At 34.7% G+C, this 17,602-nt stretch carries 18 protein-coding genes; 9 read left to right on the plus strand and 9 right to left on the minus strand.

Annotated features, from left to right (window positions below):
• The first annotated feature begins 201 nt into the window (after positions 1–201).
• The 4 genes from PHV22_RS08825 to PHV22_RS08840 all read left to right on the plus strand — a co-directional run bounded on the left by PHV22_RS08825 (position 202) and on the right by PHV22_RS08840 (position 2,575).
• Positions 202–732, plus strand: a complete 531-nt coding sequence (locus PHV22_RS08825) for an EF-hand domain-containing protein (protein WP_295023501.1) — start codon at positions 202–204, stop codon at positions 730–732.
• Positions 733–951: 219 nt separating this feature from the next.
• Positions 952–1,764: a TIGR00282 family metallophosphoesterase gene (locus PHV22_RS08830; protein WP_295023499.1), complete on the plus strand. Its 813-nt coding sequence runs from the start codon at positions 952–954 to the stop codon at positions 1,762–1,764.
• A gap of 85 nt (positions 1,765–1,849) precedes the next feature.
• Complete coding sequence (locus tag PHV22_RS08835; protein ID WP_295023497.1) at positions 1,850–2,260, plus strand: hypothetical protein; 411 nt, start codon at positions 1,850–1,852, stop codon at positions 2,258–2,260.
• Positions 2,261–2,263: 3 nt separating this feature from the next.
• Positions 2,264–2,575, plus strand: coding sequence for a YtxH domain-containing protein (locus tag PHV22_RS08840; protein ID WP_295023495.1), 312 nt, complete (start codon positions 2,264–2,266; stop codon positions 2,573–2,575).
• 4 nt (positions 2,576–2,579) lie between these two features.
• Here the strand turns inward: PHV22_RS08840 and PHV22_RS08845 are convergent, their stop codons facing one another.
• The gene (locus PHV22_RS08845; RefSeq protein ID WP_295023493.1) at positions 2,580–3,641 is read right to left on the minus strand and encodes an AI-2E family transporter; all 1,062 of its coding nucleotides are present in this window, start codon (positions 3,639–3,641) and stop codon (positions 2,580–2,582) included.
• A 137-nt stretch (positions 3,642–3,778) separates the two neighbouring features.
• On the opposite strand from PHV22_RS08845, the gene PHV22_RS08850 reads away from it, so the two are divergent.
• Positions 3,779–4,453: a response regulator transcription factor gene (locus PHV22_RS08850; protein ID WP_295023491.1), complete on the plus strand. Its 675-nt coding sequence runs from the start codon at positions 3,779–3,781 to the stop codon at positions 4,451–4,453.
• Positions 4,447–5,844, plus strand: a complete 1,398-nt coding sequence (locus PHV22_RS08855; protein ID WP_295023489.1) for a HAMP domain-containing sensor histidine kinase — start codon at positions 4,447–4,449, stop codon at positions 5,842–5,844. The genes PHV22_RS08850 and PHV22_RS08855 overlap by 7 nt, the downstream gene beginning before the upstream one ends.
• 57 nt (positions 5,845–5,901) lie before the next feature.
• Here the strand turns inward: PHV22_RS08855 and PHV22_RS08860 are convergent, their stop codons facing one another.
• The 4 genes from PHV22_RS08860 to PHV22_RS08875 all read right to left on the minus strand — a co-directional run bounded on the left by PHV22_RS08860 (position 5,902) and on the right by PHV22_RS08875 (position 9,210).
• Positions 5,902–7,410: an HD domain-containing phosphohydrolase gene (locus PHV22_RS08860; protein WP_295023487.1), complete on the minus strand. Its 1,509-nt coding sequence runs from the start codon at positions 7,408–7,410 to the stop codon at positions 5,902–5,904.
• On the minus strand, positions 7,400–7,801 hold the full coding sequence (locus tag PHV22_RS08865; protein WP_295023485.1) for a hypothetical protein: 402 nt from the start codon (positions 7,799–7,801) through the stop codon (positions 7,400–7,402). Before PHV22_RS08865 ends, PHV22_RS08860 begins: the two co-directional genes overlap by 11 nt.
• Positions 7,801–8,787 carry a hypothetical protein gene (locus tag PHV22_RS08870; protein WP_295023483.1) on the minus strand — a complete coding sequence of 329 codons (987 nt, stop codon included), beginning with the start codon at positions 8,785–8,787 and terminating at the stop codon, positions 7,801–7,803. Before PHV22_RS08870 ends, PHV22_RS08865 begins: the two co-directional genes overlap by 1 nt.
• A 90-nt stretch (positions 8,788–8,877) precedes the next feature.
• On the minus strand, positions 8,878–9,210 hold the full coding sequence (locus PHV22_RS08875) for a GNAT family N-acetyltransferase (RefSeq protein ID WP_295023482.1): 333 nt from the start codon (positions 9,208–9,210) through the stop codon (positions 8,878–8,880).
• A 67-nt stretch (positions 9,211–9,277) separates the two neighbouring features.
• Between PHV22_RS08875 and PHV22_RS08880 the strand changes: the two genes are divergently transcribed.
• Positions 9,278–10,774: an FAD-dependent oxidoreductase gene (locus PHV22_RS08880; protein ID WP_295023480.1), complete on the plus strand. Its 1,497-nt coding sequence runs from the start codon at positions 9,278–9,280 to the stop codon at positions 10,772–10,774.
• Between the two features lie 73 nt (positions 10,775–10,847).
• Here PHV22_RS08880 and PHV22_RS08885 read toward each other — a convergent pair whose 3' ends face one another.
• The 4 genes from PHV22_RS08885 to PHV22_RS08900 all read right to left on the minus strand — a co-directional run bounded on the left by PHV22_RS08885 (position 10,848) and on the right by PHV22_RS08900 (position 15,749).
• Positions 10,848–12,548, minus strand: coding sequence for an EAL domain-containing protein (locus tag PHV22_RS08885; protein WP_295023478.1), 1,701 nt, complete (start codon positions 12,546–12,548; stop codon positions 10,848–10,850).
• 1 nt (position 12,549) lies between these two features.
• Positions 12,550–13,935 (minus strand): HAMP domain-containing sensor histidine kinase, encoded by a 1,386-nt coding sequence (locus tag PHV22_RS08890; protein ID WP_295023476.1) that lies wholly within the window; start codon positions 13,933–13,935, stop codon positions 12,550–12,552.
• 300 nt (positions 13,936–14,235) lie between these two features.
• Positions 14,236–15,354 (minus strand): methyl-accepting chemotaxis protein, encoded by a 1,119-nt coding sequence (locus PHV22_RS08895; protein ID WP_299947178.1) that lies wholly within the window; start codon positions 15,352–15,354, stop codon positions 14,236–14,238.
• An 11-nt stretch (positions 15,355–15,365) separates the two neighbouring features.
• A complete protein-coding gene (locus PHV22_RS08900; RefSeq protein ID WP_295023472.1) occupies positions 15,366–15,749 on the minus strand; it encodes a PAS domain-containing protein in 384 nt (127 codons plus the stop codon).
• A gap of 165 nt (positions 15,750–15,914) precedes the next feature.
• Here PHV22_RS08900 and PHV22_RS08905 point away from each other — a divergent pair, with 165 nt between their 5' ends.
• Together PHV22_RS08905 and PHV22_RS08910 are read left to right on the plus strand one after the other, a co-directional pair.
• On the plus strand, positions 15,915–16,385 hold the full coding sequence (locus PHV22_RS08905; protein WP_295023470.1) for an RNA pyrophosphohydrolase: 471 nt from the start codon (positions 15,915–15,917) through the stop codon (positions 16,383–16,385).
• Positions 16,386–17,597: an aspartate kinase gene (locus PHV22_RS08910; protein ID WP_295023468.1), complete on the plus strand. Its 1,212-nt coding sequence runs from the start codon at positions 16,386–16,388 to the stop codon at positions 17,595–17,597.
• Positions 17,598–17,602 lie beyond the last annotated feature (5 nt).

Consider the following 17,602-nt stretch of genomic DNA (forward strand, 5'->3'; position numbering starts at 1 on the left):
CAAAGAGTGCCATTGTACTGCTTCTTGTTTGTAAAGATGCTGTTGAAACTCTATAAGAAGTGGCTTAATGAAAATTATGTAGAGGTTATGGAATTAATATTGCTTGCAAAAAAAAGCATATCTGAACTCCTAGAAACGACAAGAAGGACCTTATATTTTTTAAAGAATCTTATATGTATTTAACCCTTAAAAGGAGATACAATGACCATTAACGGCGGATCAGCTTGGGCAACTAGCTTACAATCCAGTAAAATTGGCGGTACTCAGAGCCAAGATAGCGTAAGTTCTGCAAATTCAACTGACAATTTTTCTTCCATGATGCAGCAAGTGACAGAGATGCTTGTTTCTACCCTTGACACAAATAAGGATGGAGCGATAGATAAAAATGAGTTTTCTCAGGCATCACAAGCACTTTCTCAAAAAACAGGTAACACTTATGATGCGGATAGCGCATTTAGTGCTATTGATAAAAATGGCGATCAATCCATGAGTGTTGATGAGCTCCTTAGCGCACTGAAGCAGTCGCAGGGTAAACATGGCCATGGTGGTCATCATAAAGCGGACTCTTCGCAAGGACCAACAGATGTGGTGCAACAGCTCTCACAGGCTACAACAGCTCCGGATGATTCATCATCTTCAAAAATGCAAGCAGCACTTTTGCAGCGTATTTTGTCAGCTTATACTAACGGTAGCAGTACCGCAACGGCGTCAACAACGCTTTCAATGGCATAATAGCGGTAGCGATTTTACTGCCTTAGTCTATAATGTGCCCTTTATCTGCAAGTTAAATGTGCAGATAAAGAGTAGAAGGAGTGTCAAACAGCTCTATTTGACAACATACTTAAAATATAAGCAAACTTAAGCCCCCGCATTCAAATATAACTAAGAATTCATCATCTATTTTGTACAATCCATAACAAATAAATATTCAAAGCAAAGAAGAGTTTCATAATGAGAATAGCATTTATAGGCGATGTAGTAGGTGAACCCGGTAGAGATATGCTGAAAAACTATCTTAAAAATCTAAGAAAAGAGTATAAAATTGACTTTGTTATAGCAAACTATGAAAACGCATCTCATGGGTTTGGGCTAACTGTAAAAAATGCAAACGAGATGGTTGGGTATGGGGTTGATTGTATGAGTGGTGGAAATCACTCTTGGGATAAAAAAGAGATTGAGACACTTTTTGATACCCACGAAATACTTCGTCCACATAATTATCCAGATGGTGTAAAGGGAACAGGATGCAAGATTTACGAGGTAGCTGGTGAGAAGTTGGCTGTTTTAAATCTTATGGGGCACCACTCTATGCCTTTTACTGACAACGCTTTTCGTAAGGCTGAGATGACAGTTGAGTCTCTGCATGGAGAGGGCGTAAAAAATATATTTATAGATTTTCACGCAGAAGCAACAAGTGAGAAGAGGGCAATGATGATGTTGCTCGGTGGTAGAGTTAGTGCGATAGTTGGAACTCACACCCATGTAGGTACGGATGATTTGCAAATCTCTAAAAAAACAGCATATCTGACGGATGTCGGGCTTACTGGTTGTCGGGATAATGTTATAGGTATGGATGAAAAAGTACCACTTAAGTATTTTCTAACTGGAATGAAAAGCCATTTTGACATACCAAAAAAATGCAACAAGATACTTCAAGTGGTCGTTATGGATATAAGCGGTGGCGAGTGTAGCGGTGCATTTAAGCTGAAGCAGCTTGATGATGGTAGGTTAATAGTTAGTGACGCTTTGGTTGAAGAGATTTAGATTATAAAAAGTCTATCCCTGACAATTTATAAATGAGGCAGATATAAGGATTGGTGCGTTACTATACAGGAGGAGGGAGTACCAAATGAATAATGAACTTTTAACTATTTTTGTTGGAATAATTGCTGTATGTATGGTTTTTATCTCAATAGTAGTAGTTGTTATTGGACTGCAGGTGTTTAAGACTATGAAGCGACTGCATGGATTTATTGATAGTGTGCAGAGTGAGCTTAGTTTTCTCTCTACTAAAGCGGCATTAACGCTACATGAAGTTAATGAACTCATTGGTAGCCTCAAAATAGAGACTCGTTCTTTGGGTGCAAAATCATTGGCTGGGCTGCATGAGTTGCATGAGTTGATAGGCTATCTCCATGAGCAAACTAAATCACTTGCACTTAAAGCTTCTAACGGCATTGCAAAAGTGACATTTGGTTCTCTTGCTATTGGCGCTCTGTCTCAATTTTTTAAAAAGAAATCAAATCAAACAAAAGGATAAACCATGAGCCAAAACAATACTATTAATTTTGTGCTAGGTGCTGCTATTGGTGGTATTGCTGCTTATTATCTTGCTAGACATCAAGATGAGATTGTCAATAAAATTTATGAACTCAAAGAGAATTTAAATATTGATAACAATGAGCTTATCAATAAAACAAAAGACAAGCTTGATTCGTTGACTCAAAGTATTCACTCAACTATCGAGCGTTTTAGTGGAGATGATGATAGCGACAAGAGTCAAGAAGTTGCTGCTATTATGGAAGAGCTAGAGCAACTTCGAGCAGAAGTTCAAGCTCTTAAAGCCGTTAACTAGGGTTTTAGCTTACCCTGTGATTGTGTCTTAGCACTCTAAGTAGTGTTGTTGAAAAAGCGACAATCGCAGGTCCTATGATAAACCCCCAAAGTCCAAATGTTGTTAGTCCCGCTAGAATGGCAAAGAAGATTAGAAAATCATCAATCCTCTTTCCACCGTGAGTGAGTAGTTTGTTGATTTGTTGCAAAATTATAAGTCGTACGATATTGTCGATAAAGAACGAGAGCATCGCCCAAGAGTATATTAAAACAATCAGGGCGTTCATTCCATGCCCATTAAAAAATTCATTTAACACAATCGGTATCCAGATAAGGGCTGTCCCAACGATAGGTATGATGGAGCTAACAGCAATCATTAATCCCAGTAAAAGTGGATTGTAGCCATTGAAAAAACCAATAAAAATCCCAAAAGCTACTCCTTGTATAACGGCAACACCTATAAGAGTGTAAAATCCTGCAGATATTGTAGAAATCATATCAACCGAAAATTCTCTAAGAATAGGGCGTTTTAGCGGGATAACTGGGACGATGGCAAGGGTAATTCGTCGTTTATACCAAGAGAGAAAAAAGAAGAAGATGGTAATCATTGTCATCTCTCCAAGTGCGCCCATAAAGCTCAAAAGTCCATTGCCAACTCTGATTACTGTTTCGCTGATAATCTGTTCTTGATTGTTGGTGATTTTTTGATTTAACATCTCTAGCGGTTTTGCCAACCAAGAGAATGAATCTGGAACCAAAGAGATAATCTTGCTCCCCTGTGCATAGAAAGTTTTAGCAATTTCATACAGTTCAGTAGGGTGTGTGATTATATAATATGCAAAAAATATAATCGGAACAAACAAAACAGAGATAAGAATAAAGCTCATTATACCTGCGGTGATGACTTGCGCATATGGTGAAATTTTAGAGTATTTTTTCAGTCTTAACTCAAGCGCTAGGTGAACAGGAGTAAAAGCTGCCATCAAAAGAAGAGCTACAAAAAAGCTTTTTAAAAAAGGAAAAAAGAGCCAAAAGAGTAGTACTAATGTGCCAAAGATTATTGCTCTGGCAAATGTGTTGTTTTGCAAAATAGTTTCCTTTTTAGTTTTGCCCTATTTTATCATTATAAATTGATAAGGTGTTTATATTATTTTTGTAGAATGGATTGAATAGAATTAGAATGTTTTTTTGCTAAAATAAACAAATTATATACTTTAGGATATTTATGAGTGCAAAGATTGTTGTTGTAGATGATGAAGAGGATTTGCTAGAACTTATTGAATATAATCTAAATAGAGAGGGTTATGAGGTTATAGGTTTTTTAAACACAAAAAGTGTTAAGCAGATTCTTTTAGAAGAAGAGATTGATTTGCTGATTATGGATAGAAATCTCTCTGGCGTAGAGGGTAGCGAGTTCGTTTTGGAGTTACGCAAAGAGGGTTTAAATACACCTGTAATTTATCTCAGTGCAAAGAATCTAGATGCAGAGATAGAAGAGGGGTTTTTAAGAGGTGCTGATGATTATTTGACAAAACCATTTAATATTAATGAACTTCTGCTTCGTATTAAGGCTGTTCTTAGACGAACAACTAAGAAAATAAATGATGAAATTTTATCATACAGGGATTTGGTGTTAAATAAAAATTCAAGAACCCTTAGCGTTAATGGTGTTGGTGTTGAGATTACAAAACTTGAATTTAATCTTCTATGTGAATTTATTGCCAATAAAAATAGTGTTCTTGATCGTGACTATCTTTTGGAAAATGTTTGGGAAGAGGCTGGAGAGTATCAGTATAAGACAGTAAATGTAGCCATAAATAGACTTAAAGAGAAGATAGACCCTGATAAAACAAAAGATTATATACAGACAGTTCGTGGTATAGGATATAAGTTTTGTTAAAAATACATCAAATATTTATAGTTAATTTTTTAGTTCTTCTAGTTAGCAGTCTTTTGGTTAGCTCTATTATCAGCTATATTGCACTAAAATCAATAGTTATAGAACGCAGTAAAAATCATCTGAAAAATTCCATAGAACTTATAGAACTGGAGATGGATGGAGTTAAAAACTTAGATGAGTTTGTTTTTAAAATCAAGAAAAAAGCTTTATTGCGTGTGACAATTATTGATTCAAATGGTATTGTCTTGGCTGAAACTGATGCAGATAAAAAAGAGATGGATAACCACCTATCAAGATTTGAGATAATGCAATCAAACTCTCAAAAATATGGTGAAATAACGAGATATTCAGATACGGTAAGAACTGATTATTTGTATATAGTAAAAAAAATATCACTTAAAGATAAGCAGGTTTACCTAAGACTCTCTATGGGATTAACACAAATTATGAGTGATTTTTATTCCCTTTGGATAAAACTATTTTTTGTTTTTATGGCAATTGTCATTGTTGGAGTTTTTATATCCAGAAGAATGAGTCAAAAAATAGTTTATGATATTTCACAAATAACAAACTATTTAGATGAAGTTTCAAATAAAAACTACAACACAGCACTAAAAGTAAGATACTTTCATGAGTTTTTACAAATCTCTATCTTTTTAAAAAATTTGGTTAAAAAACTTCATAAAAATGAGAAGAAAAAAAATAAAAATATGGCGAAGCTTAGGCTTTTAAATAAGCAAAGGTATGAGATTCTCTCCGCCATATCTCATGAGTTTAAAAATCCAATAGCATCAATCATCGGCTATGCTCAAACAATCAAAGATGACACTCAGATGTCACCAAAAATCCGTGATAGGTTTTTAGAAAAAATCAGCTTAAATGGTGAGAAAATATCTAAAATGCTCGATAGGTTAGCACTTTCCGTTAAGTTAGAAAATGGTGATCTTGCCATCAATAAAAGTGAGTTTAGCCTAAAACAGCTATGTGATGAGGTTGTATCAGGACTGCTCCTTAAATATAAAGATAGAGAAATAGTAGTCTTTGAAAACGAAGTAACGGTTTTTACAGATAAAGCGATGCTAGAGATAATTCTTGTTAACCTCATAGAAAATGCTCTGAAATACTCGAGGGATGAGGTAAAAGTCATATTTAAAAATTCTACTATTTTTGTTAAAGATAGAGGTATAGGCATAAAAGAAGAGAATCTAAGCAGAGTGACGAAGAAGTTTTATAGAGTTGATAAAAATAGCTGGGACAACTCAATGGGCATAGGTTTGGCGATGGTTTCATATATACTAAAGTCACTTAACGCTTCACTAAAGATAGAGTCAAAGTATTCCAAAGGTTCTATTTTTAGTTTTAGTATAGATAGTATGATAGAGACAAAATAGAGCTATCACACATCTCTTATTGGTTCAAAAAGTGTACAAGAGAGATTATCTTTAGTATCAATGGACATCTTTAAAACTATCACGAATCAGAAGGAACTCATCTAGATGATTAAAAAATATATCAATTAAAGCAGGATCAAAATGTTTACCTCGCTCCTCTTTAAAAAAAGCAAATATCTTTTCATCTTCCCATGCCTTTTTATAAATGCGGTCGCTTCCTAGGGCATCAAAAACATCTGCAAGCGCGGTGATACGACCGTATATATGGATGTCGCCCTCACTGAGTCCTCTTGGATACCCACTTCCATCCCATTTTTCATGATGTTCATATGCAACTGTTGCTGCCATTAGAAGTAGAGGTCTGTTGGAGTGTTTGAGCATATCATAACCAAGTGCGGCATGGGTGTCCATTATGCGACGCTCATCTTCATCAAATCGTCCTGGTTTGTTAAGTACTGCATCTGGAATGGCAACTTTTCCTATATCATGCATTGGAGAGGCTTGCTTTAACATCTCTGACTCTTCACCACTTAGTCCATAGTATAGAGCCAATAATTTAGAGTATTCAGCTACGCGCTTAACATGGTTTCCTGTCTCTTTTGAACGACTCTCTCCGATTGAACCCATAGTAAAAACAACCTCTCTTTGAGTATCTTCAACCTCTTTATTTAGAGCAGTCACTTCATTTAACGCTTTGTCTATACCTTTAATCATGGTATTAAAAGCATTGGCTAGCTGCCCAACCTCATCATCACGATGAATTTCTACTTGTTGTGTATAGTCTTGAGTTTTGGTAATTTTTTTCGCTGTTTTTAAAAGAGTAATTACTGGAGAAATAAGATTTGTTGCGACAAAATATGCAGCTAGCGCAATAAATATTGCCCCAACAAAAAGAAGAGTAGCAAACCATTGTTCATATTTGTACAGTAGGCGATATGCAAATGATTTTTCCTCTTCTAAGACTATCGTTATATTTGGTAGTGCTGGAACTGTTTTTGAAGCACTTAGTGATTTGTCAAAGATGGTTGGACGAAGATAAGTTGTTCCGCTATTATCTCGAATATAGTAGTGTCGTTGAGGAGAGTTTAAAAAAAAAGTTTTTAAATTTTCTAGTGGATATGTAATAGACAAAGTTCCTACATTTTGTTTAGTAATAGTTGATTCAATTGGGACGCTATAAAAAAAGTTAAGTTTTTTTATTAGATTTAGAGATGAAAAATCACTTGATGCAATAATTTTTTGATTTGTATCGGTGACATAAAACTCCCCATTCATTCTCATATCATTTTTTTTAGCCAAAAGTATTGTGCTGATTCGACGATCCAAATCTTGTGTGTATATATCATTCATAACATCAGATTTGCTCATAAATTCAATATCTTTATAGAGTCTACTGAGGTGTTGATCTATTTTTTCAACAGTGGTGTTTAGTTGAGAGTTCAACTCTTTTGTTATTATCTTATGTTGCTCTTCCCTGTAAGAACTGCCAAGTAAAATCATAGTTAATATATACGGAGTAAGGCTAATCCCTAAAAAAAGAAAAATTGTTTTTAGTTTAAAACTCATATAAAATTTTCACTTTCGCATCAACCATTGATGATGGGATATAGCCTAGTGCGCCCTCTACATTTTCAACAAATGCTTTAATTGATTCAAATGATGGTTGCGTTAGCGGAGGAGATATGCCTTGATAGTGTTGTTTAATCCAGTAGTTATTTAAGTGATCTCGATCCATCCCTAAAACAGTCATCTCAAATGCCGTCCTAGCACTATCTTGTCCAACTAAATTGATTGGAATTATTTTTAGATTACCAATCGTACGGCGTTTTTGCAAAAATAGGTCTCGCAGTTGTTGCGAGGAGAGTGACGAAATATCAATCTTTTTGGAGATAATAACGCTGTACTGGGCTCCAAGCAGGATAGCACCCATAATTATTAGTAAAAATATAGATCTCATCAAAACAGTACCGAAAATGAGATAAGTGCACGATTCTCATCATTCTTTGAGTGAAATTGGTATTCTGCCTTGAGTGAAACAGGATACCATGGACGATAGCTGTAGCCAAGGGTTAGAATATTGTCTTCATATTGTGTGCGATTGTCGTTGAAATATTCGTATCGTCCTATAACTGCATGCTTTTGAGTATAACGATACATCCCCTGCATATAGGCTGAAAAGGCATACTCATCTCGAGTGTTACTGTATCTGCTTTTTGCAACCAATCCTTCTGCGAGTATTTGCCACACCTCATTATCATATTTAAAATTTGCTTGAATAAATTGTGAGCGCACACTACTCTTTGGAATGAAATCACCAATGCTTATACCACTACTTAGCTCATTTGAAATCTCTTTTTCCAGTGCAAAACCAAAAAAATGTGTATTTGGAATATTTATATAGTTTTCATCTAAATCATTGTTGTTTTGGCCAAAAAGATGGTATTTGACTCCATCAACTTTAGGTATAAAGCCATTGATGTCGATTCCGGTTAAAAATCTTGGGAAAAGAAGCATACTGTACAGTGGATTTGATGTCGTGTCACGCAAAACATTGATTGGTTCGCGGTTCCAGTATCCTATGGGAGCTATCTGTTTTCCAAAACGAATATTTACCTCGTTGGATATCCATAAGTCCCCATACAACCGCTCAATATGAAAATTTTTATCACTAGAGTGTGAGTCATCGCTTAAGTTTTTACGATAAAATCCAGCTGACTCTAATTCCACAAGATAGGAGAGCATAGGATGAAGATCACCATAGGCGATAACAGCTATATCTTCTAAGGCAACACTGTCACTGCTCCTATTTGATTCAAATTCAGTTGAAAAATAACCACCGATATTTAACATCTCGTTAACTTTCACTCCTTGACCCATTTTGTATGGTTCAGCCTGCAAAGATAACGCAAAAATGGTAAATAAACTAAATAGTATAAACTTCATGATTTTAACTGCACCAACCCTAACTAAATTTTATAAATAGTAACAAATTTACTCTTAAAGGTGCGTAATTGCTTGGTGTATGATTTTATATTAAAACAAAACAACGCTTTCACACATTCCAATTTTTGCATAGTCATTTAAGTACTCAGACATCATCTCGCTGTACCCTTTATCTCTATATTTTCTATCCGTCACAAGCTCAAAAATCACCAAGTGTCTTTTATGATATAGATTTGTCTGGATAGAAACCCCAGCATAAGTTATAAGCGCGTCTGCTTCAAATATTCCAATCATCTTATAATCCATATGTCTCATGTCATAAATAAGATCCTCAAACTCTTTGTATGTTAGTGATGTGTGAAATTGTGAAACAACATCGTATGCTATTTGTAACTCTTTTAAGTCTAATTCTCTTATCTGCACAGTATCAACCAATATTAAATTTTAAAATCTTATAATAATTTCAATTAATGTCTTGTAGGAGAAACAGATGGCGCTAAAGAATTTTGAAGTGATTATAGTTGGGGCTGGTGTTACTGGCACTGCTTTAGCGTATGAGTTGGCAAGATATACAGACATCAGTTCCATCGGTATTATAGAAAAGTATGAGGGTATCGCAACGCTAAACTCATGTGGAACTAGCAACTCTCAAACGATTCATGTTGGAGATATTGAGACAAACTACACACTAGAAAAAGCATCCATAACAAAACGAACTGCAAAGATGGTTGAGAAGTATTGTCTGCAACACCATTATCAAAATGATATTATTTTCTCACATCAAAAAATGGCTTTGGGTGTTGGAAAAAAAGAGGTTGAGTTTTTGCTTCACCGTTACGAAGAGTTTTCTGAGCTTTTTCCATATCTTGAAGTCTGGGATAAAGAGAGGCTAAAAGAGCTAGAGCCTCGCGTTGTTTTTGATGAAAATGGAGATGAGAGAAGAGATGAGATTGTTGGGATTGGAACAAATGGTCAGTGGACTACTGTTGATTATCAAAAGCTTGCAAAATCGTTTGTAGAAAATGCCAAAAAAGAGAGTGATACAGAGATTGAACTATTTTTAAACACTCAAGTTTTAACCATTGAAAAAAGTAAAAAGCGTGGTTATGTAGTTAAAACAAAAGATGACACATTTTATGCAGACTTTGTTGTAGTAGATGCTGGAGCGCACTCACTTCTTTTGGCACATCAGATGGGTTTTGGTTTGAACTTAGGATGCTTGCCTGTTGCCGGAAGTTTTTATATGACAAATGAGAAGATGTTAAATGGTAAAGTTTATATGGTTCAGAACCCAAAACTCCCATTTGCGGCGCTCCACGGGGATCCTGATATATTAGCAGATGGAAACACTCGTTTTGGACCAACTGCATTGTTGTTGCCAAAACTGGAGAGATATAAAAGTGGAACTTACCTAGACTTCATTAAAACGCTTAGATTTGATAAAAATATCGCAATTGCTCTTTGGAAACTATTTAAAGAGAGTGATATTCGTAGTTATATCTTTAGAAATTTCCTCTTTGAAGTCCCGATTCTTAACAAATATCTCTTTTTAAAAGATGCAAGAAAGATTGTCCCATCTTTAAAGTCAAATGAGTTTAAATACGCAAAAGGTTTTGGCGGAGTTAGGCCACAGGTGCTAAACAAAGATCAGCAAAAACTCCTTTTAGGAGAAGCTTCCATCTATACTGGTGAAGGACTTATCTTTAACATGACGCCATCCCCAGGAGCTACTTCGTGCCTTGGAAATGCAGAACGAGACCTAAGATATATAGTCAAATATTTGGGAAAAAATTTCGATGAAGAGAAGTTTAAGGATGAGCTAACAGAGGGTGAATATTGCGCTCTCCCTGAGCCGATTGCATCTCAAAAAGCGATGGTAAATCTAATTAGAGCAGAGATTCAAAGAACTGAAGAGAAATATTTCAAAAGTGTTCATGAAGGTAAGCCAGAGAGTCATTTTTGGGATAAGCCACATAGTAAAATTTAATAAATACAGTAGCTTACATGAAGATTAAGATTATTGATTTCTCATGTTAGCAAAAGAAACTATTTAAAAACTATTAGATATCCAAGATGGCAGGTTCTCCTAAATAAAACCCTTGACCATACTCGATTCCTAGAGCTTTTACAGTCTCTAAAACTTCCTTATTGCAAATAAATTCGGCAACTAGTTTGAGTCTTTTTTCTTTTGCAAAAGTTTGGATTGTTTTAACAACAATCCGACTGTTTAAAGATTCATTTATATTTTGAATAAAAGAGCCATCAATCTTTAGTGTGCTTATTGGGAGATGCTCAATTTGACCAAAATTTGAGCACTGTATACCGAAGTCATCCACAGCGAATTCGATCCCCAAATCAGAGAGCTTTTTAATGACCTCCTTAATCCCTCTTTCACTGCCAATCGTATTATGCTCTAAAATCTCTAATGACATAAAAGATGGATTAAGTGCATATTTTTTAAGTGTTGCCTCTATAAAAGTGCTCAACCCATCCGCATTAAATTCACAATCACTAATGTTTATACTAAAATATTTTCCTGTTTTAGAGGCCAAACGACACCCCTCTTCAAACATAAACTTAAATATATTATAAAATTGTCCACTATGCCTTGCGGCCGCAAGAAAATGCGCAGGAGTATAGACCACCCCATTATGTTTCAGGCGCACAAGGAGCTCATACTTTTCAATGGTTTGGTTAGTAAGATTAAAAATTGGTTGCGCATACGCAATAAGACCGTTATGTAGTAGAGCATGCTTTACGATGGGACCCCAGTGATTTGTATCATTAATCTGTTGAATAATTTTTAAATCAGCAGAATAAACCTTTATCTGGTTTCTTCCCGTATTTCGTGCCTCTTTTAGTGCTAATTCTGCTTTTTGTAAGACATCATTTTCGCTTTGATAGGCAATCCCAATCGTAGTCTCGATTGTCTTGTTGAAGCTGTTGGTTATTATCTGTAATTTTGAAATATCATCTTTTATTTTTTCTACTTTTAATAGAAGATCATCAAGAAGATCTTCGGTGGCAACCAGCGCAAAAAGATCACTATTGAGATGATATACCCTAAAATAATTGCCATACATTGAAGAGAGGAAGCCACCTAGCTCCATAAGTACAAAATCTCCTGTTTCATATCCATTTGTCTCATTGATGATACTAAAGCCAATAATATCAATTAAAATAAGCGCTTGATGTGACAATGTTGAAAAATCTTCTATCAGCTTAATACGATTCGGTAAGCGCGTTAACGAGTTTGTTGTCATTTGATTATAGGTTTCATCATACTTATGTTGTAACTCTAGAAGTTGTTCGTACTGTTTTATGGAGGTGCGTATGGTAGTGTAGAGTCGTTCAATAGTTAGCTCTGTCTTTTCCTTAAAATCATTAATGTCAAAATGTTGAATTACCTGCATTTGTGGATAGTCGTTTGCTTGACCAGTACGGACAATCAGACGAATCAATTTGTTTTTTAACTCGTTTCGTATATAGTTAACAAGATTAAGTCCTGCTTCAGATGTCTCCATAACAACATCGATTAAAGCTAATGCGATGTCGGTGTGTTCGTTTAGAATTTCTTTAGCTTCTTTTGCGCTATATGCAGCTAATATTTCAAGTTTAAAATCAGAAAATTGCATCGCCTTGATTGCCATATTAGTAATATCATGAACAGACTGATCATCATCAACAATCAATATTTTTTGCATCTTTTTATCTACTTGATAATCCGCTTCTTTTTTCTTAGCAAATACTATATTGGCCATTTTACACCTTTAGTATAATTTCTTTATCGAGAATTATTGTAAGACCAAGTCCGTGAGGTAAAACTCTAACTAGACTTAATTTGCCTTTTAGTTTCTGTGTGATGAGATTATACACTACATTAAGCCCTAAACCACTTCCACCTTCTCCGCGTTTTGTTGTAAAAAAAGGATCAAATATTTTTTTCTCAATCTCATCCGTTACTCCCACTCCATTATCTTGATAGTGGATAATTAGATAATCATTTAATTCTACTGATATTTTTATAATATTCTCTGTATTTTGTTCAAAGCCATGTTTTATTGAGTTTAAAATTAAGTTTGAAAAAATTTGTGAAAAAATGCCAGGATAGCTCTCTAAAACAAGAGTCTCATCTATTGTGTTAACTATCTGTACTCGCTTGCTTTTGATAAGATTTTGTAAACCAAGAAAAAGATCATCAATATATTTTTTAAGATGAAACTCGCGTTTGTCCTCAAAATGTTGATCTACGGAAATATGTTTAAACGATTTTACCAGCAAAGCTGCGTTGTTTAAGCGATCATTAATAGTTTGGGTGAGCTGCTTCATCGTTGCAATATATTCATTAAGAGCCTCTTCTGTGAGCATTTCGTTTTTGTAGTTTGTCTCTAGCTTTTTTACCTCATGCGTGATTTGTGAAATTCCAGTTAAAGCAACACCAAGTGGTGTGTTAATCTCGTGTGCAACGCCAGAGACAAGAGTGCCAAGAGATGCCATCTTTTCTGATTCTATTAATTGACCTTGTGCTTGATTTAATTGTTTGAGACTTTTTTGCAACTCTTCTCTAGCTTTTTCTTCGTTACTAACAAAATAGTAATAAAGGCTAAAAATAATAGAGATTGTCAAAATAAAATTTATAACAAAAAAGAAAATTGAATATGCCTCCGAGAGACCAATGTCGAACTGTTTTGCATATGAGTCAACAAAACCGCTAAGTATTATAAGCAAAATAAAAAGTATTAACCACAATAAAGTCATCCTTTTTTTTTGCAATGTAAAGCTTCCAAATACTGCTAACACTGACCAAAGAACATTGCCTCCACTTGCAACAAAGCCTCCTAAAAAGAATTGAAATAAAAATGGAAGCAACAAAGAGATTAATATTTGGATAATTTGTGAAGCGATAAAATTTTTGCTAATAAAAAGATAAGTAAAATTAACAATAGTAATGGTTATGTATGTAAATGGAACAACTGCTGGGATATAAAGCCCATTTGCAAGACAAATGGTTCCCCACAAAAGCCCACCTGTACTCATCAATAAACCCAAATAGATAAGAAAACCATGAGCTCGCTTGAGCTCCTCACTATCGGTGTTGCGATCAGCAATAGCAAGAATAGGTTTTAAATATCCTAAAAATTGGTTCACCAGTAAATCCTTTTGTGTTTTATGCAATAAATGTTAATGATATATAATAAAAAATAAATACACACTTAGATAAGGAATTTTCTTTAATAATATAAAAATAGTTTCTACGACCATTGGGAAAATATATATTTTTGTAGTTTGATAGAGGGTTTTTGAATTTATTTTAAGTTCGTAGAACAAAATAGAGTCTAGTTTAAGAAAAAACTCCCAGAGAGTGTTTTCTGTAAACTATAAAAGCTGTAGCTGTTGTATATGGAGATAAATAATAACTATTTTAATGCACAAAATTAGTTAGGATTACTAATTTGTCAGATTATTTAAAGTTGCGATAATATCATCCATTTTCGTGTTAATTAAGTTTATTTCATCTGAAATATCATTTACTTCATTAGCATTTTTATTTAAAGTATCAGAACTTTCAGATATTGACTGGATGAGGACATTTGTTGTTGCTGAAGTTTCTGCTAAGCTTTTTTGAGTTCTCTCTGCAAGTTTTCGCACTTCATCTGCAACAACAGCAAATCCTCTTCCATGTTCACCTGCGCGAGCAGCTTCTATTGCGGCATTTAGAGCTAGTAGGTTAGTTTGCTCTGCAATGTCTCCAATTGTTGCGAGGATAGTTTTCGTCTCATTTGCGTTGATTACGAGAGTTTGGAGATTTCCAACCATCTCGTTTTCTTTGTCTGAAACATGATGAATTCGCGTAACTATCTTATTTATCATTTTTTTCAGATCACTTATTGTGCTTTTGGTAAGATTTTCAATAGTCTCATTTAGTTGGTCTGCTGATTCTACAATCTTACTGTTATTCTCTTGATCTTTTCTTTCCATATCTTCAAGTGCTTGACCAAGACTATTGATGTTCGTGAGAAGTTCAGCCATTTTTGCCTCAACATCCACAATGCTTCTTGTTTTAAATTCACCAAGAGAAAATTTCTGTAGTGTAGAAATAGCATTATCAATATTTTTCTCAGAGTGATTAAGCATATTGTTAAGACTGTTTTTCAGTACATGAACATATGGGGTTCTTGAATCGGATGAGATTCGGCAACCATAGTGACCTCTTGCGACTTTATCAGTTAAAAGAACCATTTCGCCAGCAACTTTTGTATCTTCTAATACCGATTGACTATATTTTTTAAGAAGAGCGTTTATTGTCTTAATAAAATCAACATCTGTATTTTCATTTATGTTGATTTTATTTCTTTGAAAGTCCATTAACTCTTCTAACTCATGAAATAGTTTTTCAATTTCTGGGGAATTTTTAGAGGATGTAGTTTGAAGCACTACTGCAGCTATAAGAGCGATTGTTGCGATTGAGGATTGCAAAACGGCGGAAGTTGAAAGAAAAAGTGAAGCGATTAGAATCGCAAACAGTGCTACCAGAAGTGCATTTTTTTGTGTCGGGCTAATATTCATATTTATCTTCTTTATCTTAATGTTTTATATAATTCTATTGCTTCTTGGATCTCTTTTTGAGAGGGTTTTCTTCTACATGAGAGGTAGGTTTTTTCTTTTCTTACTTCATCATATATTGGATATACGGTAGCAAAAACCCAGTAGTATCCACCATTTTTTGTTCTATTTTTAACATACCCGCTCCATATTTTATCATTTTTTACAGTTTCCCATAGGTTCTTAAATGCTGCTTTTGGCATATCTGGATGACGAACTATGTTGTGTGGTTTACCAACCAACTCTTCGATGCTATATCCAGCAACTTCGCAAAAATCATCATTCGCAAACAAAATTGTTCCTTTAGCATCGGTTTGTGATACTAAAAAATCATTATTTTTTAAAATATACTCTTGCATTTTCTCTCTCTTGCATTCTCGGAATTTTTAGAGAATAGTACTTGAAATATACTTAATTAAAATATACTCAAATAAACTAGTTTTATTTAAATATTATAGTTTAGGCTCTTATGTTTGTTTAATTGCTTTTTCTATATAATCGCGAAAATAATTCTAAGAGAAAATATGAACAAACAAGATTTGTACCGCCCTAATGTGGCGATGATTATTGTGTCAAAAGAGTATCCTAAAGAGAAGAAAATATTTTTAGCGCAAAGAAATGATTTGGTTGATATTTGGCAGTTTCCTCAAGGTGGAATTGATGAGGGAGAAGAGGTAATTGATGCTCTTTTTCGTGAGCTAGAAGAGGAGATAGGAACAAATATGGTAGATATTATTGCTGAATTTCCCCAGTGGATATCTTATGATTTTCCACCTCGAATCGCACAGAGTATGAAACCTTTTGTTGGGCAAACACAGAGATATTTTTTAGTAAAACTTCAAGATGGTGCTGTGATAAATATAGAGACAAAGCACCCAGAATTTATAGATTACAAGTTTGTTGAAGTTGAGGATGTTTTAACCCTTAGTGCAAGTTTTAAAAAAGATGTTTATGAGAGCGTGATAGGTTATTTCAAAAATGAAGGACTACTTTAGATGTTGATAGTGCAAAAATTTGGCGGAACAAGTGTTGGTGATTTAGAGCGTATTCAAAATGTAGCAAATCGTGTTGCAGCTACAAAAAAAGCTGGAAATGATGTTGTAGTTGTTGTCTCTGCTATGAGTGGGGAGACAAATAAGCTGGTTGCGTATGCTGAGCATTTCTCGCCAAATGCATCTCGCTCTGATATGGATATGCTGCTTAGCTCAGGCGAGAGAGTAACTGCATCTCTGCTCTCAATCGCTCTAAATGCGATGGGTCTTGAGACAGTTGCTATGAGCGGAAGAAAAGCTGGAATCATAACAGACTCGCACCACACAAAAGCAAGAATTGAGAAAATAAATCCAGAACTAATGAATAGCGCCATAAAAGAGGGCAAAATTATAGTTGTTGCAGGTTTTCAAGGTGTAAATGAAAACGGTGATGTAACTACTTTGGGTCGTGGTGGAAGCGATCTCTCTGCTGTTGCTATCGCTGGAGCAATAAATGCTGATTTGTGTGAGATATATACCGATGTTAGCGGAATTTTTACAACAGATCCTCGCATTGAGTCAAAGGCTAAAAAGCTTGATAAAATCTCTTACGATGAGATGCTGGAACTTGCTTCTTTGGGTGCAAAAGTGCTTCAAAACCGCTCGGTAGAGTTGGCTAAAAAACTAAATGTAAATCTAGTAACAAGAACAAGCTTTTCAGATGAAGAGGGAACATTAATAACTAAAGAGGAAAATATCATGGAAAAACCATTAGTAAGTGGAATAGCGTTGGATAAAAATCAGGCTCGTGTATCATTAATTGGGGTAAAAGATAGACCAGGAATCGCGTCTGACATCTTTACAAAACTATCAAATAGTAATGTAAATATAGATATGATTATTCAAAATGTTGGGCATGACGGCAAAGCAAACATAGACTTTACGGTTCCAGTTAGTGATCTCAACGATGCAAAAATGGTGGTTAGCAAATTTGTAGAAGATGCAGAAGTTGATGGTGTCTCTTATGATGAAAATATTTGTAAAGTCTCAATTGTCGGCGTTGGCATGAAGTCGCACACAGGTGTCGCTGCTAAAGCTTTTGCAACAATGGCAGCTGAAAATATAAATATAAATATGATATCAACTTCAGAGATAAAAATCTCTATGATAATTGCTGAGAAGTATGCAGAATTAGCAGTGAGGTCACTTCACAGTACTTACGAACTAGATAAATAATCTTT

Origin of the sequence: Sulfurimonas sp., from assembly GCF_028713515.1 — a bacterium.
Taxonomy (GTDB): Bacteria; Campylobacterota; Campylobacteria; order Campylobacterales; family Sulfurimonadaceae; genus Sulfurimonas.